Origin of the sequence: Pseudacidovorax sp. RU35E, assembly GCF_900156165.1 — a bacterium.
Taxonomy (GTDB): domain Bacteria; phylum Pseudomonadota; class Gammaproteobacteria; order Burkholderiales; family Burkholderiaceae_C; genus Xenophilus.
In genome coordinates this window covers 165,751-189,020 of sequence record NZ_FTMY01000011.1, presented here as the reverse complement: position 1 = coordinate 189,020, position 23,270 = coordinate 165,751, and the positions used below count along the sequence as shown (strand labels likewise).

23 protein-coding genes are annotated in these 23,270 nt (G+C 69.1%); 14 read left to right on the top strand and 9 right to left on the bottom strand.

Annotated elements, in window-relative coordinates; genetic code table 11:
- Positions 1 to 21: 21 nt before the first annotated feature.
- A complete protein-coding gene (locus BXA03_RS19945) occupies positions 22 to 1,038 on the bottom strand; it encodes an SbcC/MukB-like Walker B domain-containing protein (RefSeq protein WP_234983762.1) in 1,017 nt (338 codons plus the stop codon).
- A 118-nt stretch (positions 1,039 to 1,156) separates the two neighbouring features.
- Positions 1,157 to 2,194: a DUF3375 domain-containing protein gene (locus BXA03_RS19940; protein ID WP_234983761.1), complete on the bottom strand. Its 1,038-nt coding sequence runs from the start codon at positions 2,192 to 2,194 to the stop codon at positions 1,157 to 1,159.
- A gap of 299 nt (positions 2,195 to 2,493) precedes the next feature.
- Here BXA03_RS19940 and BXA03_RS26630 point away from each other — a divergent pair, with 299 nt between their 5' ends.
- On the top strand, positions 2,494 to 2,886 hold the full coding sequence (locus BXA03_RS26630; protein WP_143476380.1) for a hypothetical protein: 393 nt from the start codon (positions 2,494 to 2,496) through the stop codon (positions 2,884 to 2,886).
- Positions 2,887 to 3,067: 181 nt separating this feature from the next.
- Here the strand turns inward: BXA03_RS26630 and glmS are convergent, their stop codons facing one another.
- The gene (gene glmS, locus BXA03_RS19930) at positions 3,068 to 4,945 is read right to left on the bottom strand and encodes a glutamine--fructose-6-phosphate transaminase (isomerizing) (protein WP_076510936.1); all 1,878 of its coding nucleotides are present in this window, start codon (positions 4,943 to 4,945) and stop codon (positions 3,068 to 3,070) included.
- A gap of 154 nt (positions 4,946 to 5,099) precedes the next feature.
- On the opposite strand from glmS, the gene BXA03_RS19925 reads away from it, so the two are divergent.
- Positions 5,100 to 5,573, top strand: coding sequence for an Lrp/AsnC family transcriptional regulator (locus tag BXA03_RS19925; protein WP_076510935.1), 474 nt, complete (start codon positions 5,100 to 5,102; stop codon positions 5,571 to 5,573).
- A 14-nt stretch (positions 5,574 to 5,587) separates the two neighbouring features.
- Here BXA03_RS19925 and glmU read toward each other — a convergent pair whose 3' ends face one another.
- Positions 5,588 to 7,021: a bifunctional UDP-N-acetylglucosamine diphosphorylase/glucosamine-1-phosphate N-acetyltransferase GlmU gene (glmU, locus tag BXA03_RS19920; RefSeq protein WP_076510934.1), complete on the bottom strand. Its 1,434-nt coding sequence runs from the start codon at positions 7,019 to 7,021 to the stop codon at positions 5,588 to 5,590.
- 85 nt (positions 7,022 to 7,106) lie between these two features.
- Here glmU and BXA03_RS19915 point away from each other — a divergent pair, with 85 nt between their 5' ends.
- Complete coding sequence (locus BXA03_RS19915; RefSeq protein ID WP_234983760.1) at positions 7,107 to 7,958, top strand: DUF6279 family lipoprotein; 852 nt, start codon at positions 7,107 to 7,109, stop codon at positions 7,956 to 7,958.
- Positions 7,959 to 8,109: 151 nt separating this feature from the next.
- Here BXA03_RS19915 and BXA03_RS19910 read toward each other — a convergent pair whose 3' ends face one another.
- Entirely contained in the window at positions 8,110 to 8,859 is a 750-nt protein-coding gene (locus BXA03_RS19910) for a Crp/Fnr family transcriptional regulator (protein WP_076510933.1), read from the bottom strand.
- 109 nt (positions 8,860 to 8,968) lie between these two features.
- Between BXA03_RS19910 and BXA03_RS19905 the strand changes: the two genes are divergently transcribed.
- Positions 8,969 to 9,376: a BLUF domain-containing protein gene (locus BXA03_RS19905; protein ID WP_076510965.1), complete on the top strand. Its 408-nt coding sequence runs from the start codon at positions 8,969 to 8,971 to the stop codon at positions 9,374 to 9,376.
- Positions 9,377 to 9,582: 206 nt separating this feature from the next.
- On the opposite strand, the gene BXA03_RS19900 is transcribed toward BXA03_RS19905, so the two are convergent.
- Positions 9,583 to 9,897 (bottom strand): DUF2917 domain-containing protein, encoded by a 315-nt coding sequence (locus tag BXA03_RS19900; RefSeq protein ID WP_076510932.1) that lies wholly within the window; start codon positions 9,895 to 9,897, stop codon positions 9,583 to 9,585.
- A 160-nt stretch (positions 9,898 to 10,057) separates the two neighbouring features.
- Between BXA03_RS19900 and BXA03_RS19895 the strand changes: the two genes are divergently transcribed.
- On the top strand, positions 10,058 to 11,041 hold the full coding sequence (locus BXA03_RS19895) for a LysR substrate-binding domain-containing protein (RefSeq protein WP_076510931.1): 984 nt from the start codon (positions 10,058 to 10,060) through the stop codon (positions 11,039 to 11,041).
- A 188-nt stretch (positions 11,042 to 11,229) separates the two neighbouring features.
- On the opposite strand, the gene BXA03_RS19890 is transcribed toward BXA03_RS19895, so the two are convergent.
- Complete coding sequence (locus BXA03_RS19890; RefSeq protein WP_076510930.1) at positions 11,230 to 11,847, bottom strand: 5-formyltetrahydrofolate cyclo-ligase; 618 nt, start codon at positions 11,845 to 11,847, stop codon at positions 11,230 to 11,232.
- Positions 11,848 to 11,856: 9 nt separating this feature from the next.
- On the opposite strand from BXA03_RS19890, the gene BXA03_RS19885 reads away from it, so the two are divergent.
- From BXA03_RS19885 to otsA, 6 genes are all read left to right on the top strand, one after another.
- Complete coding sequence (locus BXA03_RS19885) at positions 11,857 to 13,854, top strand: lytic transglycosylase domain-containing protein (RefSeq protein WP_076510929.1); 1,998 nt, start codon at positions 11,857 to 11,859, stop codon at positions 13,852 to 13,854.
- Between the two features lie 51 nt (positions 13,855 to 13,905).
- On the top strand, positions 13,906 to 14,481 hold the full coding sequence (locus tag BXA03_RS19880) for an MgtC/SapB family protein (RefSeq protein ID WP_083716193.1): 576 nt from the start codon (positions 13,906 to 13,908) through the stop codon (positions 14,479 to 14,481).
- Positions 14,482 to 14,581: 100 nt separating this feature from the next.
- Positions 14,582 to 15,274 (top strand): glutathione S-transferase family protein, encoded by a 693-nt coding sequence (locus tag BXA03_RS19875; protein ID WP_076510928.1) that lies wholly within the window; start codon positions 14,582 to 14,584, stop codon positions 15,272 to 15,274.
- A gap of 55 nt (positions 15,275 to 15,329) precedes the next feature.
- On the top strand, positions 15,330 to 16,595 hold the full coding sequence (locus tag BXA03_RS19870) for a multifunctional CCA addition/repair protein (RefSeq protein ID WP_076510927.1): 1,266 nt from the start codon (positions 15,330 to 15,332) through the stop codon (positions 16,593 to 16,595).
- Between the two features lie 87 nt (positions 16,596 to 16,682).
- Positions 16,683 to 17,432 carry a trehalose-phosphatase gene (gene otsB, locus BXA03_RS19865; protein ID WP_083716192.1) on the top strand — a complete coding sequence of 250 codons (750 nt, stop codon included), beginning with the start codon at positions 16,683 to 16,685 and terminating at the stop codon, positions 17,430 to 17,432.
- Positions 17,433 to 17,467: 35 nt separating this feature from the next.
- Positions 17,468 to 18,853, top strand: coding sequence for an alpha,alpha-trehalose-phosphate synthase (UDP-forming) (gene otsA / locus BXA03_RS19860; RefSeq protein WP_076510925.1), 1,386 nt, complete (start codon positions 17,468 to 17,470; stop codon positions 18,851 to 18,853).
- Between the two features lie 18 nt (positions 18,854 to 18,871).
- On the opposite strand, the gene BXA03_RS19855 is transcribed toward otsA, so the two are convergent.
- A complete protein-coding gene (locus BXA03_RS19855) occupies positions 18,872 to 19,795 on the bottom strand; it encodes a LysR family transcriptional regulator (RefSeq protein WP_076510924.1) in 924 nt (307 codons plus the stop codon).
- Positions 19,796 to 19,903: 108 nt separating this feature from the next.
- On the opposite strand from BXA03_RS19855, the gene BXA03_RS19850 reads away from it, so the two are divergent.
- On the top strand, positions 19,904 to 20,683 hold the full coding sequence (locus BXA03_RS19850) for an SDR family NAD(P)-dependent oxidoreductase (RefSeq protein ID WP_076510923.1): 780 nt from the start codon (positions 19,904 to 19,906) through the stop codon (positions 20,681 to 20,683).
- Here the strand turns inward: BXA03_RS19850 and BXA03_RS19845 are convergent.
- Positions 20,676 to 21,050 carry a hypothetical protein gene (locus BXA03_RS19845; RefSeq protein ID WP_076510922.1) on the bottom strand — a complete coding sequence of 125 codons (375 nt, stop codon included), beginning with the start codon at positions 21,048 to 21,050 and terminating at the stop codon, positions 20,676 to 20,678. The two genes, BXA03_RS19850 and BXA03_RS19845, sit on opposite strands and share 8 nt — an antisense overlap.
- 181 nt (positions 21,051 to 21,231) lie before the next feature.
- Here BXA03_RS19845 and BXA03_RS19840 point away from each other — a divergent pair, with 181 nt between their 5' ends.
- Both BXA03_RS19840 and BXA03_RS19835 read left to right on the top strand, forming a co-directional pair.
- Complete coding sequence (locus BXA03_RS19840; RefSeq protein WP_076510964.1) at positions 21,232 to 22,692, top strand: aminotransferase-like domain-containing protein; 1,461 nt, start codon at positions 21,232 to 21,234, stop codon at positions 22,690 to 22,692.
- 109 nt (positions 22,693 to 22,801) lie between these two features.
- Complete coding sequence (locus BXA03_RS19835) at positions 22,802 to 23,221, top strand: GFA family protein (RefSeq protein WP_076510921.1); 420 nt, start codon at positions 22,802 to 22,804, stop codon at positions 23,219 to 23,221.
- Positions 23,222 to 23,270: the final 49 nt, after the last annotated feature.

Below are 23,270 nucleotides of genomic sequence, written 5' to 3'. Positions count from 1 at the left end.
CAGCGTTGCATGACCTCTCCCTCACGCCGTGGGGGACATCGCCATCGCCGTGAACTCTGCATCGGCCTTGTCGAACGCCTCGTCCAGCACCACCGTGGAGTAGCTCGGCAAGGCCCGGTCCTGACCGCCCAGTTGGTAACGCAGCGCCGCGGCCAGGCACGTCGCCGCCAGCTTCTGGCGTTGCCCGCCCGACTTGCCGGCGCCGCTTCGATAGACCTCCACTTCGACATCATCCGCGTCGAGTTCACGGGCTACGAACTCCACGTGCTGCCTGACATCGAGCACGAGATGGCGCCAGTTCTTGTCGGCAGTCTCTTGGCTCGCAAGGCGCTTGACCAGCGCCGCCAACGCTTTGAAGCGTTCTTCGGCGAGGTCGCGGTCGTTCGAGAACGAGTGGCTGAGCGAATCCTTCAGGCTTGCGCGGAAGAGTCGAACATCCTCAAGCGACTGGTCGGTCGTCTCGATGACGAGATGAGTGCCCGGGTTGAAGGGCGCCGTCTCCAGGCTCTCGTTGACCAGTTCCATCCGTGAACGGATGGCCGAACGCTCCTCGTCCAGCTTGGTGGCCAGCAGCGTCAAGTTCTGGTCGCTCTGTTCCCTAAGCAGGCCGAAGAATCGGTCCTCGTACGCCGGAAGGTTGTCGTCTTCCAGGCGCTTGAGCTTGGCCAAGTAGTCATCCGCACTGGCCAGCGTGGCGTCGAGGCCGCCAGCGACTGCCGGCCACAGACGGTTGAACTCAAGGAATCGCTGGACGATAGAGCCCTTAAGCTCCGTCAAGCGAGTATCGAGCGCACGCAGCTCGTTGCTCAGACCACGGTCGACCTGGGTGTGGACCTGGTCGAGGTTCTCCAAGGTGACGTCCTTGTCCGTGGCCAGGTATCTCGCCGCGATTTGTTCGGCGAACGCTGGCGCACGGTCCGCCGTCGGCCATAGCCGTGCCAGCTCGGACAGCTTGCCGTTCAACTTGTCGACGTCTTTGCCAAGGCCCTGACCCTTCACGTCCTCCTTGTTCTTGGCGTCAACCGCCTTGCGATGCACCGCATCTTGGGCCTTGATACGGTCGTCCAGAACTGCCAGGTCCGGCCTTGCAGCCCGTTCAGCTTGTAGGCGTTCAGTCAGGTCGGCAATCCGGGTCAGAAGCGCCCCAACGTTTACGTCATTCCAGGTCAGGTTCGACAGGTTCTGACACGCGCTGGGCCGGGTCGTAGAGCGCCCACTGAGAAACCGAACGAATGCGGCTGCTGGACTGCATAAGCTCGAAGCCGACCTGCTCGTTGGGCCGCACCAAGTCCTTGGCGCCAAGCGCAGCCTGCGTCGCCTCCTTCAGCAGGCCGTGCAGGCGACGGTGCTCCAGGAACTCGCGGCTTTGAACGAAGCTCTTGAGACTGCGGGCGAAGTGCTGGAGCACGTCATGCACCCCACGGCCTTCGTTGAGCAGCGCGCCGGTGAGCCCTAGCAAAAATTTGCGCTCGTGCGACTCCAGCTGTCGCGCGAATGGCCGCCCCGTCACCTCATCCAGCGATTCCCGCAAGGTGGCGGCCTGCTCACTGTCCGTCAACAGCCGCCAGAAGGCATTGAACGTGCGGCCGGCATCGCTCTCGCCGATGAGGTCTACCCCCGCGAAAAGTTGCTCCAGCACATCGCCGCGGCTGCCTTCGTGTTCCATCAAGCTTTGCCGCAGCCCGCGGTTGAGTCGCTCGAACTCGTCACGAACGCTCCGAAAGTCCGCGGCAAGTTCTTGGGCGAGAGCAATGACCTCGCGAGCGCGCTCGATGGCACGGTCCGGCGCCAGGGTCTTGACCCCACCGCGCTCGACGTCTTCGATGGCCCGGTCAATGCGGTCGCGTTCGGCGCGCAGTGCCGCCAACCGAGCCTCAGGGCTGGTGTTCGTCTCTTCGGCCAGACGCGACAGCTGGTGGATGACGACAGAAAGCCGGCTTTCGGTTGCCGTGGTTCTGGGCTTGAGCAGGCCCGTGACAAACCGAAGCGCAGTCAACGCCTCCGCCGACAGCTCGTACTCCTCTTCCGGAGCGCCAGCAGGGAACCGACGGGTCAGCCAACCCTGATTGAGCCATTCGGCGACGTACGCCTGGGGTGCTTGGGGAAGGTCTTCACCGGTCGAGCGCAAGGCATCAACGTCCCGGGCAAGGCGCTCCAAAAGCACCGAACTAGGAAGCGCCTTGTCGGCGTCCATGAAGAGCGACTGCAGCAATCGAGCTCGACTTCGGAATGAAGGACGGCCAGGTCACTTTTGAGTGCCGACTGGCTTTCCTTTTCTATGCATTACGACACCTCCGCCTCGACCTTGGAGATTCGGCAGGCCCTGAGGTGCAGCAGATTGCGCTCAAGAACCGACTGGAAATCGAAACGTTCATGACTAACCGCGCAGGCAGCAATCCACCCTGAACTTCTAAATTTGCCCGGGCAACCGAACGCCAAGCGTTTCTCTTGCTAGGAATTCCTTGAGGTTATCTGCAGCCAAGCCATCAGCGGATGATTCGCCCTGAATCGGCTGGTGAGGATGCCCAGACGGTGTTTCAGGTGCGCCACCGACTGACTGCGCATCGAGGCAATCGCGCCGTCTACGACGGAGGCCGCAAGGAAAGGCGCATAGAAGCCGAGGAGAGTGCGCTCGCGGGCGAGCTGCGCGGCATCGCCATGGACGCCGTCAGTTCGTTCGACGAAGGCATCAAGGCGGCTTGGGAAGTCGTGTTGGCAGCCCGAGCGGCGATGCCCGAACAGGGCCAGCGTCGTTTCCGCACTGGTGGAAAAGCCGCTGAAGCGATGGTGCCGACTACAGAGGCTGTAGAACGTCTCCCCTGGCTGCCATTCCAGCAGAGGGACACGAACTTCGAGTGGCAAGCTACGGCCGATCATCGTGACTAAGACCGTAGCGGGGGATGCGTTCTTTGGGAAGCCCAGCGGGCGGCTGGCCCGTCGAGTGAGGCTCCTGACGCGGATCAGACCTTGTCGTTTATGACTTTAGAAAGCCGAATCGTTTTCGACTTTAATGAAGTGTTTCCGACAATATTTGTGCAGAACAGTGTCACTCGCCGGCAGGCGCCCCTCACTCCACCGTCACACTCTTCGCCAGGTTCCGCGGCTTGTCCACATCCGTCCCCCGCGCGCAGGCCGTGTGATAGGCCAGCAGCTGCAGCGGCACCACGTGCAGCAGCGGCGACAGGCGGCCATAGTGCTCGGGCATGCGGATCACATGCAGGCCCTCGCTGTTCTCGATGTGCGTGTCGCCATCGGCCAGCACGTAGAGCACGCCGCCGCGGGCGCGCACTTCCTGCAGGTTGCTCTTGAGCTTGTCCAGCAGCGCGTCGTTGGGGGCCACGGCCACGACGGGCATCTCGCTGGTGACCAGTGCCAGGGGCCCGTGCTTGAGCTCGCCGGCGGCGTAAGCCTCTGCGTGGATGTAGGTCACTTCCTTGAGCTTGAGCGCACCCTCCAGGGCGATGGGGTAGTGCAAGCCGCGGCCAAGGAAGAGCGCGTTCTCCTTCCGCGCGAAGTCTTCCGCCCAGGCCACCACCTGCGGCTCCAGCGCCAGCACCGACTGCAGCGCGACCGGCAGATGGCGCATCTCCTTCAGGTAGCGCGCCTCGTCCTCCTCGCTCAGCCGGCCCTTGGACTGGGCCAGGGCCAGCGTCAGCAGGAAGAGCCCGGCCAGCTGCGTGGTGAAGGCCTTGGTCGAGGCCACGCCGATCTCCACGCCGGCGCGGGTGATGTAGGCCAGCTTGCATTCGCGCACCATGGCGCTGGTGGCCACGTTGCAGATGGTCAGCGTCTGCTCCATGCCCAGGCTGCGCGCGTGGCGCAGGGCCGCCAGCGTGTCGGCCGTCTCGCCCGACTGGCTGATGGTGACCACCAGCGTGCGCGGGTTGGGCACCGAGTCGCGATACCGGTATTCGCTCGCGATCTCCACCTGCGTGGGAACGCCGGCGATGCCCTCCAGCCAGTATTTGGCGGTGCAGCCGCTGTAGTAGCTGGTGCCGCAGGCCAGGATCAGCACCTGGTCGATGTCCTGGAACACGCGGTAGGCGCTGGCGCCCGGCTGGCCGTCCACCTCCGCGCCATCGAAGAGCTCGGGCACGATGCCCTCCACGCCTTCCAGCGTGTCGGCGATGGCGCGCGGCTGCTCGAAGATCTCTTTCTGCATGTAGTGGCGGTAGGGGCCCAGCTCGGCCGCGCCGCTGTGGGCATGCACGGTGCGCACGCGGCGCTCGACGCGCTTGTGGTGGCGGTCGGCGATCCAGTATTTGCCGGGCTGCAGGTCGACCAGGTCGCCCTCTTCCAGGTAGACGATCTGGTCGGTCACGCCGGCCAGCGCCATGGCGTCGCTGGCCAGGAAGTTCTCGCCCTGCCCCACGCCCAGCACCAGCGGCGAGCCGGCGCGCGCGCCGACCACGCGGTGCGGCTCGTCGCGGCAGATGACGGCGATGGCATAGGCGCCGTGCAGCTGGGCCACGGCCGTCTTCACCGCCTCGAAAAGGTCGCCGTCGTAGGCGCTGTCGATCAGGTGCGCGATGACCTCGGTGTCGGTCTGGCTGGCGAAGACGTAGCCGCGCGCCATGAGGGCAGCGCGCAGGCTCTCGTGGTTCTCGATGATGCCGTTGTGCACCAGCGCGATCCGCGGCGGGCGCTGGCTGCTGGGCAGCTCGCCGACGCCGTGGCTGAAATGCGGATGCGCGTTGTGCACCGCCGGCGCGCCGTGCGTGGCCCAGCGGGTATGGGCGATGCCGGTCTGGCCCTCGATGTGCTCGGTGCTCACCTGCGTGAGCAGGTCCGCCACGCGCGAGGTGGTGCGCGCCCGGCCCAGCCCGCCGCCCGCGTGCACCGCTACGCCGCAGGAGTCATAGCCGCGGTATTCCAGCCGCTGCAGGCCCTGAACGAGCAGGGGAACGATGTCGCGATGGGAGGCTGCGCCGACGATGCCGCACATGGATGGGTCTCCAGAAAGAGAGTGGCAGCCGCGCTGCCGAGGTGGGCGATGCTAGACGAGGCAGAATGAACGTTGCTTTCGTTATTTGCCGACTTTCGGCCATTTATTCCATTGCCATGATGAGATGGAATAAATACTCATTTTTCCGCCAATCATGGAACATCCGAACCTCGATGCCGTAGATCTCCGCCTACTGGACGCCCTGCAGCGCGATGCATCCCGCACCAACCAGCAGCTGGCGGCCGATCTGCATCTGTCGCCGCCCACCTGCCTGCGGCGCGTGCAGCGGCTGCGCCAGTCGGGCCTGATCGAGCGCGAGGTGGCGCTGCTGGACACGGACCGCCTGGGCGCCACGCTCACCGCCATCGTGGAGATCTCGCTGGATCGGCAGGACGAGCAGTCCCTGGCCGCCTTCGAGGCGCGCGTCGCGCCGGACGGGGCGGTGCAGCAGTGCTACCGCGTCTCGCCCGGCCCGGACTTCGTATTGATCGTTACGGTGCGCGACATGCCGGCCTATCAGGCGCTGGCGCAGCGGCTGTTCACCAGCGACGCCAATGTGCGCAATGTGAAGGCCTTCTTCAGCGTGCGGCGGGCCAAGTTCGAGCCACGGGTGCCGCTGGTCGCCTGATGCACGCGGAGGGCTCAGGCCTTCTTGGCGCCCTTCACCGGCCGCTTCCAATTCGCGAAGCTCACCTGCCGCGCCCGGGCCACCGTCAACGCGCCGGGCTCGGTGCTCTTGCTGATGGTCGAACCACCGCCGATGGTGCCGCCGGCACCGATCGTCACCGGCGCGATCAGCACGCAGTTGCTGCCCACATGCACGTCGTCGCCGATCACCGTGCGGTGCTTGTTGGCGCCGTCGTAGTTGGCCGTGATGCTGCCGGCGCCGTAGTTCACGCGTTCGCCCACGGTCGCGTCGCCCAGGTAGGCGAGGTGGTTGGCCTTGGCGCCGTCGGCCAGGGTGGAATTCTTTACCTCGACGAAGTTGCCGATGTGCACCTCGCGGCCCAGTTGCGCGCCCGGGCGCAGGCGGGCATAGGGGCCGATGAGCGCGCCCGCGCCCACGACCACGCCGGCCGCTTCGCCGGCGATGTGGGTGTAGGGGTGGATCACCGCGCCGGCCTCGATGCGCGCATCCGAGATGACGCAGTGCGCCCCGATGCGCACGCCCTCGCCCAGGCTCACCCGGCCTTCGAAGATGCAGTTGATGTCGATCTCGACGTCCGCCGCGCATTCCAGCTCGCCGCGCAGGTCGAAGCGCGCCGGATCGGCCAGGCGCACGCCGGCATCCATCAGGCGCTCGGCCTCACGGCGCTGCCAGTCGCGCTCCAGCGCGGCCAATTGCGCGGGGCTGTTGATGCCGGCCACCTGCAGTGCATCGGCGGTCTTCTGCGCCACCACGGGCAGCCCCTCGGCCACGGCCATGCCGACCACCTCAGTCAGGTAGTACTCGCCCTGGGCGTTGTCGTTGGACAGCCGCGCCAGCCAGCCGGCCAGCGCGCGGGCCGGTGCCGCCATCACGCCCGAATAGATCTCGCGCACCTGGCGCTGGACCTCGGTCGCATCCTTGTGCTCGACGATGGCCTGCACGCCGCCGCTCGCGTCGCGCAGCACGCGACCATAGCCGGCGGGGTCGGGCAGGTCGATGGTGAGCAAGGCCAGGCGCTCGCCGCCGCTGGCCTCGACCAGGGCGCGCAGCGTGTCCTCGGCGATCAGCGGCACGTCGCCCGACAGCACCAGCACCACGCCGTCCCCGGCCAGCGCCGGTACGGCCTGCTGCACGGCGTGGCCGGTCCCCAGCTGCGGCGACTGGCGCACGCAGCGCACGTCGGCGCCCACGTTCCAGGCAGGAATGGCGGCCTCGACCTCTTCTGCGCCGTGGCCGGTGACCACCACCACACGCCGCGCGCCGAGCCCGGCAGCCGTACGCAGCACATGGGCAAGCAGCGGCCGACCCGCCAATCGATGCAACACTTTGGGCAGGCGACTCTTCATGCGCGTGCCCTTGCCGGCCGCCATGACGACGACATCGACGGCGATCGAGGAAAGGCTGGACGTGGTGGGTGCAATGGTCATGGTGGGTGCTGCTGCGGCAGCGGGCGAAGGAGCAGGATGCGGCCTGCAACGTGGGCCGCGTGGCGGCGAAGGAGGGCTGCGAAAAGTGGCGCGGATTATCGGCGCGCTGCTGCTGGCCTTCGTGCTTGGCGGCTGCAGCGCCGTGCGCCTGGCCTACAACAACCTGCCCGAGATCAGCTACTGGTGGCTGGACGGCTACCTGGACTTCGATGGCGCCCAGAGCCTGCAGGTGAAGGCGGCGCTGGCCGGCCTGCAGGAGTGGCACCGCCGCGAGGAACTGCCCCGCTTCGTCGCCCTGGCCGGCCAGGCCCGCGACCTGGCCCGGGGGGACATCACGGCCGCGCAGGTCTGCGCCATCTCGGAGGCCGCACAGGCGCGCCTGCTGGCGCTGGCCGTGCGGGCCGAACCCGAGGCGACCACGCTGGCACAGAGCCTGTCGCCCGCCCAGCTGCAGGTGCTGGAGCGCAAGTTCACCCGCATCAACGGCGAGTTCCGCCGCGAGTGGCTGCGCCTGCTGCCGGCCGAGGTGCAGGACAAGCGCTACGACACCTTCCTGGACCGCTATGAGGACTTCTACGGCACGCTGGACACCCGTCAGCGTGAACTGCTGCGGCAGCTGGTGCGCCAGTCGGCGTTCAGTCCGCAGAAGCTGGACAACGTGCGGCGGGCGCGCCAGGCCGAAACGCTCGCGCTGCTGCGCGGCTTGCAGCAGCAGCCCGGCCTGCCGGCCGCCGAGGCGCAGCAGCGCGTGCATGCACTGGTGATGCGCGTCTTCGAGCCGCCCCCGGGTGAATGGCGCACGCAGCAGGACGCGCTGACACAGGAGGGCTGTCGCAACACCGCCCAACTCCACGCGGCGATGAGCCCCGCGCAACGCGAGCGGGCGGCCCAGCGCATCGAAAGCTACCGCCAGGACCTCATCGCGCTCACGCCTTGAGGCGGCTGCGGGCTGCCACCCCCTGATCGAAAGGCCGCGGAGCAGGCCACGCCAGTGCGCCCGCGGAACGGGCTTCGCCCGGCCGCCGGGTGCGCCCCTTGAGGGGGATGGGACTTCCACACGCAGTGAGGAAGTCCAAACGGGGTGGGCCTTAAAGCAGCGGCACCGGCCGCATCGGACGCTCGAAGTAGTCACCCAGCGCCGCCAGCGCGTGTGGCTCCAGGATCTCCAGCCAGCCGCCTTCCAGCCGATGCAGGCCCAGGCGCTGCAGCTTGCGCAGCGTCTTGTTGGTGTGCACCAGCGACAGGCCCAGCGCATCGGCGATGTGCTGCTGCTGGAAGGGAAACTCCACCTTGTCGCCTTCCGTCATGCCCAGATGCTGGGCACGGCGGTACAGGTGCATCAGCAGCATCGCGACGCGCTCGGCGGCCGTGCGACGGCCGGTCGTGACGAGGTTGTCGTCCACCATCTTCTCCTCGCGCGCGGCCAGCCATGTGATGTCGTAGCCCAGCTTGGGATGCTGCAGAAAGAAGTCCCAGAGCCGGTCACGGGGGAAGGTGCACAGGACCACGTCCGAGGCGGCCTCCACGCCGTGCGTGCGCCCATCGGCGAACTCATCCTGCAGACCCAGCAGATCGCCCGGCAGCAGGAAGTTGAGGATCTGCCGCCGGCCGTCGCCCAGCGTCTTGTAGCGGAAGGCCCAGCCGGAGTAGAGCGTGTAGAGCTGGTCGCTGCGTACATGCTCACCGATGATCCTTTCACCGGCGGCCACCCGCCGGCTGCCGGTTCGCCATTCGGCGACGGCACGGCGTTCAGGTTCAGAGAGCGCCAGAAAGGCGGGAAGGCTGCGCAGGCGGCATTCGCTGCACGGATGGCCACAGGCCGAATGGGACACCGACATCGGGCGGATGCAAGGGTTGCGGGTGCTTGCAATATAGACATTCGCCTTATGTCTTTTGACACTCCATCCCCACGGCCCGGCGTCGGCCGGCGCCCTAAAGTGGATGGCGATGCCTGCTGACGTCCCCAGCCTTTACGAATTCTTCTATACCAGCCAACTCGATCCACAGACCTCCCCCACCGTGGTGGGACAGATTCTGTCGAGGGCCCGGCCCCACAACGCGCAGGCGGGCGTGAGCGGATTGCTGGTGTTCGATGGGCTGCGCTTCTTCCAGCACCTGGAAGGCCCCCGCGCCGCCCTCGAGCCGCTGATGGGCCGCATCGTCGGCGACGCGCGTCACGAAGACGTGCGGATCCTGCACGAAGGCATGCTGGACCAACGGCGCTACCACCGATTCGACATGGGCTATGCCCAGACCGATGACCTCGATGCGCTGGCCGCATTGATGAGCCTGTCCGGCCTGCCGGCGGTGGAGCGCTTCCTGAACATGCGCGCTGGCTTCGACATCCAGGCCTGAAGTAGCAAGGCACCCCCCATGCCGCTTCGCGGCTCCCCCCTCTCTTGCGCCTTCGGCTTGGAGGGGGGCGCACCCAGAGGCCCGGCAAAGCCAGTTCCTCGGGTGCACTGGCCTGGCCTGCTCCGCGGCCGCTTGGTCGTTCTCGCCGCGCCGATGTCCTGCCCCTGAAAAAGGGCGGGGCACGGCGTGAAGTGCAGAGCCTGCGGTCAGTCGTGATCCCAGGTGTAGGTCGCGCCGAAGCCGTCCCATGGCTCCATCACGATGCGCTGGCCGGATTCGACCACCAGCGACTCGCCGGGGCCGACGACCAGGTCTTCGCTGCCCCACTGGGCCGTGGCATCGCGCGTGACCCACACCCGGCCCTGCCGCACCCGCAGCACGCTGCGGCCCTGGGCGCGCAGGCTGATGGCCTGCCCCGCCTTGAGCTGCCATGCACCGCGTCGCACGGCCGGCGGAATCGCGGCGGCGGGCGCGGCGATCAGGACTTCGCGGGTCGTGGTGTTCAGGGTGGCAGCGGTCATGGCGGTTCTCCTCGTCGGGCAGCGTGTCGCCCATTGCGCCACGTCTGCTTCGGGGACCGATCATCTGCAGCAAGGCGCGCCCGGTCCAATGAAAAGGCGCTAGGCTACTGATGCCGGCAACGCATCAATCGTCGCCCGTCCATTTCTGCCGTCCCCGCCCATGCAGCACTCCCAGACCCACCTGCGCACCCGCCCCATCGGCGCCGGCTACCTGCGCGCCTTCGAGGCCGTCGCCCGGCACCTGAACTTCCGCGCCGCGGCCGAGGAAATGGCCCTGACTCAGTCCGCGGTCAGCCGCCAGATCCAGTCGCTCGAGGAGGAGGTGGGTGTGCCGCTCTTCCTGCGCCACACCCGCGCGGTGGAGCTCACCAGCGCCGGCGCCCAGCTGCTGCTGGCCACGCAGCAGGCGCTGCCGCGCATCGACGGCGCCGTGCGTTTGATCCGCCAGAGCGCCGGCCGCAAGAGCGTGGCGCTGACCACCTTCGCCTCGTTCGCGTCGATGTGGCTGATTCCCCGGCTCGAGGCCTTCCAGCAGGCGCATCCGGACATCGACATCCGCATCGATGCCAGCGACGTGGCGGTGGACCTGGACATCGCGGACATCGACATGGCGCTGCGCTACGGCCCCGCCGAGGCGATGCCGCACGGGGCGCTGCGCCTGTTCGGCGAGACGCTGATGCCGGTCGCCAGCCCCTGGCTCATCAAGAGCAGCCCGGCGATCCGCGAGCCCGGGGACATCGCGCGCTTCACGCTGATCGAAGCGGGCGACGCGCACCGCACGCACCTGGAGTGGCTGACCTGGCGCCGCTGGTTCGAGACCAACGGCCTGTCCCGCACCCAGCCGCGGCGCTGGCTGTACTTCAACTATGCATACCAGATGGTGCAGGCCGCGCTCTCGGGCCAGGGCGTGGTGCTGGCGCGCAGCCCGCTCATCGCCGAGAGCCTGGCGAGCGGCGATCTGGTGGAGGTGCTGCCGCGTCAGCGCATGGATTCGCCGATGGCCTACTGGCTGCTGGTGGCGCCGCGCAGCACGGCCCGGCCCGAGGTTCGCGCCTTCTGCGACTGGCTGAGGGAGCAGGCCTCGATCACCCGCAAGACCATCGGCGACGGGCCCGATCCGGACACGTTCGACCACATCGATTGATGTATGACCACCCCGTTTGGACTTCCTCACTGCGTGTGGAAGTCCAATCCCCCTCGAGGGGCGCACCCGGCGGCCCGGCAAAGCCGGTTCCGCGGGTGCACTGGCTTGGCCTGCTCCGCGGCCATTCGATCAGGAACCCCGTGAACAGACCCGGATGCCGGGCCGGGCGGCGCGTTCAGTGGATTAGCTCAGCCGACGGGCCAGACCACGCCGTTGTCGTTGAGGATCGCGTCCAGCGGCACGTCGTGCGCCTCGGGCTCGAAGTCGTCGACGAAGCCGTTGGCGAAGCCCAGCCCGACGGTGAAGGGCCGCGGCTCCAGCGCCGCCAGCGTGCGGTCGTAGAAGCCGCCGCCATAGCCCAGTCGGTAGCCACCCGCGCTGTAGCCGAGGCAAGGCACGAACAGCAGCGTGGGCACGATCAGTTCGGTGTCCTTGGGCTTGGGGATGTCGTAGGCATCGTTCTCCATCGGGCAGCCCGGGTACCAGACGTGGAAGCTGAGCGTCTTGGTCTCGCGGTCCACCACCGGCAGGCCGATGCGGCGGCGCTGGGGCTCCTCCATCAGCTCACCGTCCTCCTTCCAGCGGTGCAGGGCCGGCAGAGGATCGAACTCGCCCTTGATGGGCCAGTAGGCGCCGATCACCGTGTCGGGCCGGCCGACCAGCCAGAAGCGCATCACGCGCTGGAGCAGGTCGGCGCGCTGTAGTCGGTCGGGCATCGCCAGGCGTTGCTCGATGAGCGCCGCGCGGACCTGGGACTTGAGAAAGGCCGCCGTGCCCGCGCGTTCTTCACCGTGTGCTTTGTCCATAATCCTTCGATGCAGTTTCAAGGCATTTTGTCACCCCGCCGCGGCTGGCTCGCCGCCCTGGCCCTGGTGGCCGCCACCCTCGCACCGCCGGCCTGCGCTCAGGTCAACCGCAACGACGACGTGCTGCTGCAGATGAAGCAGGCCTTCCAGCGCGGCGACAAGGCCCGCCTCACGGCGCTGCTGCCTCAGGCGCGTGGCCATGCCCTCGAGCCGTGGGCCGCCTACTGGGAGCTCAAGTCGCGCCTGGGCGAGGCCAGCAGCGACGAGGTCTATGCCTTCTTCGCCCGCTACCCCGGCACCTACCAGGAAGACCGGTTGCGCAACGACTGGCTGCTGATGCAGGGCCAGCGCCGCGCATGGGACGAATTCGCCGCCGCCCATGCCGCCTTCCGCATGAACGACGACCGCGAGGTGCAGTGCTACGCCGTGCTCGTCGACGCGCTGCGCAACGGACGCGCCACGGCCGCGCAGGTCGAGCAGGTGCGCCGCAACTGGACGGCGCAGCGCGACCTGGACGATGGCTGCCTCACCGCCGCCGACCGGTTGATCGCCGCCGGCGCCATGCCGCCATCCGACGCCTGGAAGAAGGCCCGCATCGCCATGGAGGCCAACCGCCCCGGCGCCGCCCGCGCCGCCATCAACCTCGTCGCACCCGACGCGCTGCCCACCTTCGAACAGGTCAATGCCAGCGCCACCAAGTTCCTGCTCGGCTCGGCCTCGGCGGCCTCGCGGGCCCGCAAGGAGATGGTGGTCTTGGCCTTGCTGCGCATGGCCGTCGCCGACCCCGACACCGCCGCCGCGCAGCTCGACAGCAAGTGGGGCCCCATGCTCAGCCCGGAAGAGCGCAACTGGGTCTGGGGCAGCATCGGCCGCCAGGCGGCGCAGAAGCTCTCGCCGCAGGCCTTCGGCTACTTCGCCAACGTCAGCAAGAACGCCGACCTGACCGACGACATGCTGGGCTGGAAGGTGCGCGCCTCGCTGCGCATGGGCCAGTGGAAGGACGTCGACGCCGCCGTGCGCGCCATGAGCGAGGACGCGCAGCAGGACCCGACCTGGGTCTACTGGCGCGCCCGCGCCCTGCTGGCCCAGGGCGGCGAACGCCGCCAGCAGGAGGCACGCACGCTGCTGGAAACCATCGCCGGCACGCGCGGCTTCTACGAGCTGCTCGCGCTCGAAGAACTGGGCCAGCGCGCCCAGGTGCCCACGCCGCCCGCGCCCCTCACCCCTGAGGAGCGAGCCGCCGCGCAGAACAACCTCTCGCTGCAACGCGGCCTCTACGCCATCGCCATCGGCCTGCGTGCGGAAGGCGTGCGCGAGTGGAACTACGCCACCAACCTGCACGACCGCGGCGGCATGGACGACCGCTCGCTGCTGGCCGCGGCCGACCTGGCCTGCCAGCGCGAGGTATGGGACCGTTGCATCAACACCAGCGAGCGCACCAAGGGCACCATCGACGCGGTGCAGCGCTTTCCCATGCCCTTCCACGACACGGTGCTGCGCAAGAGCCAGGACATCGGCCTGGACCCGGCCTACGTCTACGGCCTGATCCGCCAGGAAAGCCGCTTCATCATGGATGCGCGCTCGGGCGTCGGCGCCTCGGGCCTCATGCAGGTGATGCCCGCCACCGCACGCTGGACGGCCCGCAAGATCGGCCTGCCCTATTCGCCGGACATGATCACCGACCGCGAGACCAACATCACCATCGGGACCAACTACCTCAAGCTGGCGCTGGACGACTTCGACGGATCCATGGCGCTGGCCGCGGCCGCCTACAACGCCGGCCCCGGCCGGCCGCGCAACTGGCGCAACGGGCCTGTGCTCGACGCCGCCATCTGGGCCGAGAACATTCCCTTCGCCGAGACACGCGACTACGTGAAGAAGGTGATCGCCAACACCACCAACTACGCGGCGCTGATCTCCGGCCGCCCACAGTCCATCAAGGACCGCCTGGGCCGCGTGGGCCCGCGCAATCCGACGGAGCCGGAACCCAACAAGGACCTGCCTTGACGATGGGCCGCCCCGCCCGCGCGATCCGCTGATTCGTCGAGGACACGCACCATGGACTGGTGGGACATCGTCGCGGACACCCTGGCCGCCGAATTCTCGGACGTGCCCGACCTTGCGCAGCTGGTGCGCATCGTCGTGCGACTGCTGCTGGCGGCGCTGCTGGGGCTGCTGCTCGGCTCCGAGCGCGAGTACGAGGGCAAAGCCGCCGGCGTGCGCACGCACATGCTGGTGGCCATCGGTTCTGCGCTGTTCGTGCTGGTGCCGCAGCAGGCCGGCATCGAGCCGGCGGACATGAGCCGCGTGATCCAGGGCCTGGTTGCAGGGGTGGGTTTTCTGTGCGCCGGCACCATCCTCAAGCGGGGCCGCAACGAGGAGCATGTGGAAGGCCTGACCACCGCGGCCGGCCTGTGGATGACGGCCGCCATCGGCATGGCCTGCGGGCTGGGCCGCGAGGTGACGGCGATCCTCAGTGCGCTGCTCGGGCTGGCCGTGCTGCAGGCGATGCCACGGCTGGTGATCTGGGTGAGCCGCCTCACGGGCCCGCCACGACGACCGGGTGCGTCGTCCGCGAACCGCCAGACGCCGGAACTGCGTGAGGACGGCCCCCGCCTGCCGCCCCGGGACTGAGCGCGTCGCTGGCCGGCATCAATCCCGCGCGCTTTTTGCATCAACCGACGTGGGTCGCGTCGCTAGGATGGCCGCTCCCTCTTCGCCACGCAGGCCCTCCATGTCCACGCTGCAGCTCTACATCGGCAACAAGAACTACTCGTCCTGGTCCATGCGCCCCTGGGTGCTGATGAAGCAGGCCGGCATCGCCTTCGAGGAGGTGATGGTGCGCTTCGACAGCTTCGAGGCCGACTCGCGCTTCAAGGCCGTGGTGAGCGCCCTCAACCCGACCGGGAAGGTGCCGGTGCTGGTCGACGGGTCCATCGTCGTGTGGGACACGCTCGCCATCGCCGAGTACCTGGCCGAACGCTTTCCCGACAAGCAACTCTGGCCGGCCGACACCGCGGCCCGTGCCCATGCGCGCAGCCTCTGCGCCGAGATGCATGCGGGCTTCGGCGCATTGCGCAACCACTGCGGCATGAACATCGAGGCCTCGCTGCCCGCGGTGGGCGCCCGCCTGATGCGCGAAGAGTCGGCCGTGGCCGCCGACCTGGCGCGCATCTGCCAGATGTGGGAAGGCCTGCTGCAGCGGCACGGCGGCCCCATGCTCTTCGGCGAATTCGGCATCGCCGACGCGTATTACGCGCCGGTGGCCACGCGCATCCGCACCTATGCGCTGCCGGTGCCCGCCGCCGTCGATGCCTATATCGACCGCCTCTACGCACTGCCGGGCGTGAAGGCATGGATCGACGAGGCGCTGGCCGAACACGACTTCGTCCCGATGGACGAGCCGTACCGTACTTCGCGCGACTGAGCGGGTGCGGCCGGAGCACCGCAGTCGGCCCGCGCACCCGCCCTACACTGCCCCGATGCAGAAGTTTCTTGTCGGCGGCGCCATCCGCGATGCGCTGCTGGGGCGGCCTGGCAGCGACCGCGACTGGGTGGTGGTCGGCGCCACGCCGCAGCAGATGCTGGACGATGGCTACCTGCCGGTGGGCCGTGACTTCCCGGTCTTTCTCCATCCCGACACGCGCGAGGAATACGCCCTGGCCCGCACCGAGCGAAAGAGCGGTCCGGGCTACCGCGGCTTCGTGGTCCATGCCGCACCCGAGGTCACGCTCGAGGAAGATCTGGCCCGCCGCGACCTGACCATCAACGCCATCGCGCTGCCCGCCGCACTGGCTGACACCAAACCGCTGCGCACCGATGCCCTCGTCGACCCCTTCCACGGCCGGCGAGATCTGCAGCACAAGGTGCTGCGCCATGTGACCGACGCCTTCCGCGAGGACCCGGTGCGCATCCTGCGCCTGGCGCGCTTCGCGGCCAAGCTGCCCGACTTCAGCGTGGCGCCCGAAACCCTGGCGCTGATGCGTGGCATGGTCGAGGCCGGCGAGGCCGATGCGCTGGTGCCCGAGCGCGTCTGGCAGGAACTGGCCCGCGGCCTGATGGAACCCAAGCCCTCGCGCATGTTCGAGGTGCTGCGCGACTGCGGCGCGCTGCGCGTGCTGCTGCCCGAGGTGGACCGCCTGTGGGGCGTGCCCCAGCGCGCCGAACATCATCCCGAGGTCGACACCGGCGTGCACCTGATGATGGTGCTGGACATGAGCGCGCGGCTGCAGGCGCCGCTGCCCGTGCGCTTCGCCTGCCTCACGCATGACCTGGGCAAGGGCACCACGCCCGCCGACGTGCTGCCGCGCCACATCGGGCATGAGCAGCGCAGCGCGCGCCTGCTGGTCGGCCTGTGCGAGCGCTGGCGCGTGCCCACCGACGTGCGCGAACTGGCCGATGTGGTCGCGCGCGAGCACGGCAACATCCACCGAAGCGGCGAGCTGGGCCCCGCGGCCCTGCTGCGCCTGCTGGAACGCTGCGACGCCCTGCGCCGGCCGGAGCGCTTCGCAGACGCCCTGCTGGCCTGCGAATGCGACGCCCGTGGCCGCCTGGGCTTCGAGGAGCGGCCCTATGCGCCGCGCGAACGCCTCCTGGCCGTGCTCGGCGTCGTGCAGGCCGTGGCCACCGAACCCATCGCCCGAGAAGCCCTGGCCCGCGGCGCCAAGGGGCCACAGATCGGGCAGGCGATCCAGGCTGCGCGCGAGGCGGCGATCGCGGCACGCATGAGCAGCCTCGACTCGGCCTGACCCGCATCCCAGACGCTGGAGAGGATTGCGCCAACAGAAGGCATTGGCCGACGCTGGTGCGCGCCGTGCACTGTTACGTTTGGTTCGATGCAAATGCCTTTCCTGCCAGGGCGCGACGCCGCCCTGTTCCTGGACTTCGACGGCACATTGGTCGGCATCGCGGAAACGCCCGAGGCGGTCAAGGTGCCGGGCGGGCTCGTGCCGATGCTGGCCCAGTTGCACGACGCGCTGGATGGTGCCGTGGCGATCGTCTCAGGCCGGCCCGTTGATGTGCTCGACCGCTTTCTCGCCCCCCTGCGTCTGCCCACGGCCGGTGAGCACGGTGCGCATCGACGCGACGCCGACGGGCAGCTGATGGAGCGTGCGCCCACCGATCTCACCGAGGTCGTCGCCGCCGCCAATGCGCTGGCCAACCGCCATACCGGCCTGCTGGTCGAGCGCAAGCAGGCTGCGGTGGCGCTGCACTACCGGCTCGCGCCGGAGCTGGAGCAGTTGTGCCTGGACACCATGGCCGAAACCGTCGGCGACCGGCCCGAGTTCGAACTGCTGCACGGCAAGTGCGTGGTCGAGATCAAGCCGGCCGGCACCAACAAGGGCACCGCCATCGCGGCCTACCTGAAAGAAGCGCCGTTCATCGACCGCAAGCCCTTCTTCTTCGGCGACGACACCACCGACGAGAGTGGCTTCGCCGTGGCGCAGGCGTTCGGCGGGCTGGGCATCAAGGTAGGCCCGGGCAATACACGCGCGGCGGCGCGCGTCGACGGGCCGGCGGCGGTGTACGAATGGCTGAAGCAGGCGGCCAACGCGCTGGCCAGCCCAGGGACGGCGCCCCGCTGAGGCGCCGCACAACCCACGAGGAGAAGCACAGAGACATGGCAAGACTGGTCGTGATTTCCAACCGCGTGGCAGACCCGCGCAAGGTGGCCGCAGGCGGCCTGGCGGTGGCGCTGGGCGAGTCGCTGCAGCAGACGGGCGGCCTCTGGTTCGGCTGGAGCGGCACCATCGTCGAGGACGGGCCCACCGGCGAGGGCGAGATGCACCGCCATCAGGCCGGCAAGGTGACGCTGGCCACGCTGGACCTCTCCCGCGAGGACCATGACGCCTACTACCTCGGCTACAGCAACAAGGTGCTGTGGCCCGTGTTCCACAACCGGCTGGATCTGGCGAACTTCGATGCCGGCTTCATCGGCGGTTATCGCCGTGTGAACCAGCTGTTCGCCCGCAAGCTGATGCCGCTGCTGCAGGAGGACGACATCCTCTGGGTGCACGACTACCACCTGATCCCTCTGGCGGCTGAACTGCGCGCCATGGGGTGCAAGCAGAAGATCGGCTTCTTCCTGCACATCCCGCTGCCGCCGCAGATCATCCTGGCGGCGATCCCGCAGCACGAGTGGCTGATGCGCTCGCTGTTCGCCTACGACGTGGTGGGCTTCCAGGCGCAGCAGGACGTGCAGCACTTCGAGCGCTACGTGAGCAACGAGGCGCATGGCGAGGCGCTGGGCAACGACAACTTCCGCGCCTGGGGCCAGACGGTGCGGGCCAGTGCCTTTCCCATCGGCATCGACGTGGACGAGTTCCTGGCGCTCACGCATGCCAAGGAAGCACGCGACATGCATGAGACGGTGCGGCGCGAGTATTCGCAGCGCCGGCTGCTGCTGGGCATCGACCGGCTCGACTATTCCAAGGGCATCCCGCAGCGGGCGCGAGCTTTCCGTGAGCTGCTGGCGCGCTATCCCGAGAACCACCGCAGCGCGACGCTGATCCAGATCGCCTCGCCCACACGCGAGGACGTGGACGCCTATGGCGACATCCGGCGCGAGCTGGAGTCGCTGTGCGGCGCCATCAACGGCGACTACGGCGAGCTGGACTGGATGCCGGTGCGCTATATCCACCGCACGGTGGCGCGCAAGCGGGTGCCGGGCTTGTGCCGCGCCGCGGCCGTGGGCCTCGTGACGCCGCTGCGCGACGGCATGAACCTGGTGGCCAAGGAATACATCGCCGCGCAGGATCCGGCCGACCCCGGCGTGCTCGTGCTGTCGCGCTTCGCCGGCGCGGCCGAGCAGCTGAAGGAAGCGTTGCTGGTCAATCCCTATGACACGCACGGCACGGCCGAGACCATCCAGCAGGCGCTGCACATGCCGCTGGAAGAGCGCCGCGCCCGCCACCAGAAGCTGCTGTCGCGCATCCGCGAGCAGGACGTGCACTGGTGGCGCCGGACCTTCCTGGACGCGCTGCGCGACGCGCCGGGCGTGGGCTGACCGCGCCGCGCAGAGCGGTCAGCGGCGCCGGGCCGCGTCGTCCTCGGCCAGGGCCCGGCCGACTAGGCCGGCCAGCCAGTCCATGACGACCTGCAGCCGGCGCGGCACCTGCCGCCGGTGCGCATAGAGCAGCGTGATCGGCAGCGGCGGCGCGCGCCATTCGGGCAGCACCTCCACCAGTTCTCCGCGCGCCAGCGCGTCCCGGTGGCCCAGCACCGGCGCCTGGATCAGCCCCAGGCCGGCCCGGCAGGCGGCCTCGTAGGCCAGCGTGTTGTTGACCGTGATCACGGCCGGCATCTCGAAGCTGCGCGGCTCACCCGCCTCCTCGTACTCCCACAAGGCCGGCCAGCCCGCCAGTCGGGAGGAATAGCGCACCAGCCGGTGGCCCTGGCGCAGATCGTCCAGGCTGCGCGGGTGGCCGTGCTTCGCCAGGTAGGCGGGCGAGGCCAGGTTGGCCTGCACCATCTGCCCGACCGGCCGCGCCACCAACCCCGACTCCTGCAACACGCCGACGCGCAGCACGCAGTCGAAGCCGTCGTGCACCAGGTCCACCCGGCGGTCGGTGCTGCCCAGATCCACCTCCAGCAATGGATGGTCGGCCAGGAAGGCGGGCAGGTTCGGCAGCACCACGCGTGCGCCCAGTTGCAGCGGCACATCGGCACGGATGCGCCCGCGCAACGATCCCGGCTGGCGGTTGAACAGCGACTGCAGGTCCTCTGCCTCCGCCAGCAACGCCTGCGCCCGCTCCAGGAAGGCTTCGCCATCGGGCGTGACGCGCACCGTGCGGGTCGTGCGCTGGAGCAGCCGGGTGCCCACCGTCGCCTCGAGCTGCTGCACGACGGCCGACACGCGCGCCCGCGTCAGGCCGAGTCGCTCGGCGGCGCGGGTGAAGCTGGCCAGTTCGGCCACCTGGACATACACCCGCAAGGAATCGAGGTCCATTGGTCACCCAGAAAAGACAGTGAAGTCATTTTCTGCGGCTTTTTCCGGACATTGCATCTTCTTAAAGTGCCAGTCATCCCATCCACCTCTCCCCACAAGGAAGCAGCCATGACCAACACCGCCACCGCTTCGACGCCCCGCCTCGCCCTCATCACCGGCGGCAGCCGCGGCCTGGGCAAGAGCGCCGCCCTGCACCTCGCCCGCGACGGCGTGGACCTGCTGATCACCTACCGCAGCCGCGTCGACGAGGCGGAGGCCGTGGTGCGCGAGGTGCAGGCCCTGGGCCGACTCGCCGTGGCCCTGCCGCTGGACGTGTCGCGGGCCGACACCTTCGCCGGCTTTGCCGCCGCCGTGCGCGAAACGCTCGCCGCCACCTGGGGCCGCACGCAGTTCGACATCCTGCTCAACAACGCCGGCATGGGCATCCACGCCAGCTTCGAGGCCACCACCGAGGCGCAGTTCGACGAGTTGATGGCCACGCATCTGAAGGGCCCCTTCTTCCTCACGCAGGCGCTGCTGCCGCTGCTGGCCGACGGCGGCAACGTGCTGAACGTGTCCTCGGGCCTGGCGCGCTTCTCTCTGCCTGGCTATGCGGCCTACGCGACCATGAAGGGCGGCATCGAGGTGCTGACACGCTACCTGGCAAAGGAACTGGGCCCGCGCCGCATCGCGGTGAACACGATTGCTCCGGGCGCCATCGAGACCGACTTCGGCGGCGGCCTCGTGCGCGACAACGCGCAGATGAACGCCGCCATCGCCGCCCAGACCGCGCAGGGGCGCGTGGGCCTGCCCGACGACATCGGCGGCGCCGTGGCCGCGCTACTGCGGCCGGGCAATCACTGGATGACGGCGCAGCGCGTCGAAGTCTCGGGCGGGATGTTCATCTGAGCGCACCCGGCGCACCGAGCGCAGCCTGGCGCGTCAGCCGCGCAGTCGCGGCGCGCCACAGCACCTGGAGCCGAGCCACGAAGCCCGATCCGTCCTCCGGCGGCAGCCGCACAACACGGGCCGCGGCGCCATCGAGTGCCATCACCTGCGCCCAGCCTTCCGCATCCACCTGATGCGCCTGGCCGGGCGCCAGGTTCTGGGACACGGCCAGCATCTGCTCCGCCACCCAGCGCGGCGCCTCCACCACCCGCACATGGCCTTCGACGGCGAAGAGCAGCGTGCCGCGGCTCACCGGCAGCAGCAGGCATTCGCCCGGGGCGATGCGGGCCGGATCGGCGGCAGGAAAGGCGGCGGGGCGGGCGGTCATGGAAGGTCCTCGGTCGGTGCGTTGAAGTGGCCTCCAGCGTAGGCCTGACGCTGCCTGCAAAACAGGCACACCCCGCGCGGACATCGACCGCAACAGCGGCGTCGGCAAGCCCTCTGTTATGGTCGATTCGCCGCCCAACTGCATCTGTTCCGATACGCACTGGCGACGCACCATCGCAGCCATGTCCCCCCTGCCCCGCTACCGCCAGCTGGCCCAGCACTACACCCAGGCCATCCGTGACGGCACGCTCCAGCCCGGCGAGCGCCTTCCATCCCTGCGCGAGCTGATGAAGCTGCACGGCGTGAGCCTGTCCACCGCGCTGCAGGTCTGCCGCACGCTCGAAGGCGACGGCTTCGCCGAGGCGCGCGAGCGCTCGGGCTATTTCGTGCGCCAGCCGCGCCGCCTGGCCATGGTGCCCATGGACGAGCCGGCGGCCGACCGGCCACCCGATCCGGCGCAGTTCGTCGGCATCCACCAGACCGTGTCGGACTTCGTCACCCGCCGCCGCTGGGGCGAGGTGCATCTGGACCTGTCTTCCGCCCGCGCCTCGCCCGAGCTCTACCCGGCCGATGCCCTGCGCACGGCCATGATGCGCAGCCTGCGCCAGCGGCCGCAGCTGCTGACGCAGGCCTCGCCCTCGCGCAGCCGCACCCCGTTCCGCGAGGCGGTGGCACGGCGTGCGCTGCGCGCCGGCATGCACTTGGCGCCCGAGGACGTGCTGCCCACCAACGGCTGCATCGAGGCGCTCAACCTGGCGCTGCGGGCCGTTGCCCAGCCGGGCGACACGGTGGCCGTCGAATCGCCCACCTTCTACGGCCTGCTGCAGGCGCTCGAAAGCCTGGGCATGCGGGCACTGGAGATTCCCACCAGCCCGCAGACCGGCCTCTCGCTGGAGGCGCTGGAGTTGGCCCTGCGCACCTACGAGCGCATCCGGGCCGTGGTGGTGGTGCCGCACCTGCAGAACCCGCTGGGCAGCGTCATGCCCGACACCCACAAGCAGCGGCTGGTTCAGCTGTGCCGCGCGCACGGCACCGCGCTGATCGAGGACGACACCTACAGCGAGCTGCTGGACGCGGACGCCGTGCCGCGCGCCGTCCAGTCCTTCGACACCGACGGCGGCGTGATCCATTGCGCCTCGATGCACAAGGTGCTGGCGCCCGGGCTGCGGCTGGGCTGGATCCACGCCGGCCGCTGGCATGCGCGGGTGGAGATGCTCAAGTTCGCCCAGACGCGGATGAACGAGGAGCTGTCGCAATGGGCCGTGGGCGAGTTCATGGCCACCAGCGCCTACGACCGCCATCTGCGCCGCCTGCGCGAGACGCTGCGGCTGCAGCGCGAGCGCACGGCCGATGCCATCGCCGGGCACTTTCCGGCCGGCACGCGCATCAACCTGCCGCCCGGCGGGCTGCAGCTGTGGGTGGAGCTGCCCCCCGGCACGCAGGCCCAGGCCCTGTTCGACGCGGCGCTGGCCGAGCACATCCTCGTGGCGCCGGGCACGCTGTTCTCCAACAGCGCGCGCTGCGACGGGCATGTGCGCATCAACTGTGGCCTGCCCTGGTCGCCGGCGCTGGCCGCGGGCCTGAAGCGGCTGGGGGAGCTGGCGCACGCCGTCGCCACACCGCGCACGCGGCGCGCCGCCTGACAGTCGACCGACGCAGGCTGTGGGCATCGGTCCGGCCGATGCCGTCGACCGCTAAAGTGGCATGCGGCGGCCGGCATCCGCCGGGCCGTCCCACACAGAAAGGACGACCATGAAAGGCCAATGCCTCTGCGGCGCCGTGCGCGTCGATGCCCCGGACGCCCGCGAGATCGGCGCCTGCCATTGCGGCTACTGCCGCCGCTGGGGCGGCGGCGGGCCGATGCTGGCGGTGCACTGCGGCACCGGCGTGCGCTTCGAAAGCGCCGACCAGATCGGCGTCTACGCCTCGTCGGACTGGGCCGAGCGCGCCTTCTGCACCCGGTGCGGCTCGCACCTGTACTACAAGCTGCTGCCCACGGGCGAGTTCTTCGTGCCGGCCGGGCTGTTCGAGACGGAGGACTTCGAGATCACGCAGCAGATCTACATCGACAAGAAGCCGGACTTCTACGCGCTGGCCAACCAGACGCCGGTGTTGACCGAGGCGCAGGTACTGGCGCTGTTTTCGCCACCCGACGACGGCGCGGCCGGTTGAGGAGCGGGTTGGCACCGCGGGCAACGACCCGCGGCCCCGGTGCAGCCGG

Coding starts and splice junctions, on each gene's coding strand:
- BXA03_RS19940 (WP_234983761.1), bottom strand. CDS start 2,194: ATGGACGCCGACAAGGCGCTTCCTAGTTCGGTGCTTTTGGAGCGCCTT.
- BXA03_RS26630 (WP_143476380.1), top strand. CDS start 2,494: ATGATTCGCCCTGAATCGGCTGGTGAGGATGCCCAGACGGTGTTTCAG.
- glmS (WP_076510936.1), bottom strand. CDS start 4,945: ATGTGCGGCATCGTCGGCGCAGCCTCCCATCGCGACATCGTTCCCCTG.
- BXA03_RS19925 (WP_076510935.1), top strand. CDS start 5,100: ATGGAACATCCGAACCTCGATGCCGTAGATCTCCGCCTACTGGACGCC.
- glmU (WP_076510934.1), bottom strand. CDS start 7,021: ATGACCATTGCACCCACCACGTCCAGCCTTTCCTCGATCGCCGTCGAT.
- BXA03_RS19910 (WP_076510933.1), bottom strand. CDS start 8,859: ATGTCGGTGTCCCATTCGGCCTGTGGCCATCCGTGCAGCGAATGCCGC.
- BXA03_RS19905 (WP_076510965.1), top strand. CDS start 8,969: ATGCCTGCTGACGTCCCCAGCCTTTACGAATTCTTCTATACCAGCCAA.
- BXA03_RS19900 (WP_076510932.1), bottom strand. CDS start 9,897: ATGACCGCTGCCACCCTGAACACCACGACCCGCGAAGTCCTGATCGCC.
- BXA03_RS19895 (WP_076510931.1), top strand. CDS start 10,058: ATGCAGCACTCCCAGACCCACCTGCGCACCCGCCCCATCGGCGCCGGC.
- BXA03_RS19890 (WP_076510930.1), bottom strand. CDS start 11,847: ATGGACAAAGCACACGGTGAAGAACGCGCGGGCACGGCGGCCTTTCTC.
- BXA03_RS19885 (WP_076510929.1), top strand. CDS start 11,857: ATGCAGTTTCAAGGCATTTTGTCACCCCGCCGCGGCTGGCTCGCCGCC.
- BXA03_RS19880 (WP_083716193.1), top strand. CDS start 13,906: ATGGACTGGTGGGACATCGTCGCGGACACCCTGGCCGCCGAATTCTCG.
- BXA03_RS19875 (WP_076510928.1), top strand. CDS start 14,582: ATGTCCACGCTGCAGCTCTACATCGGCAACAAGAACTACTCGTCCTGG.
- BXA03_RS19870 (WP_076510927.1), top strand. CDS start 15,330: ATGCAGAAGTTTCTTGTCGGCGGCGCCATCCGCGATGCGCTGCTGGGG.
- otsB (WP_083716192.1), top strand. CDS start 16,683: ATGCAAATGCCTTTCCTGCCAGGGCGCGACGCCGCCCTGTTCCTGGAC.
- otsA (WP_076510925.1), top strand. CDS start 17,468: ATGGCAAGACTGGTCGTGATTTCCAACCGCGTGGCAGACCCGCGCAAG.
- BXA03_RS19855 (WP_076510924.1), bottom strand. CDS start 19,795: ATGGACCTCGATTCCTTGCGGGTGTATGTCCAGGTGGCCGAACTGGCC.
- BXA03_RS19850 (WP_076510923.1), top strand. CDS start 19,904: ATGACCAACACCGCCACCGCTTCGACGCCCCGCCTCGCCCTCATCACC.
- BXA03_RS19845 (WP_076510922.1), bottom strand. CDS start 21,050: ATGACCGCCCGCCCCGCCGCCTTTCCTGCCGCCGATCCGGCCCGCATC.
- BXA03_RS19840 (WP_076510964.1), top strand. CDS start 21,232: ATGTCCCCCCTGCCCCGCTACCGCCAGCTGGCCCAGCACTACACCCAG.
- BXA03_RS19835 (WP_076510921.1), top strand. CDS start 22,802: ATGAAAGGCCAATGCCTCTGCGGCGCCGTGCGCGTCGATGCCCCGGAC.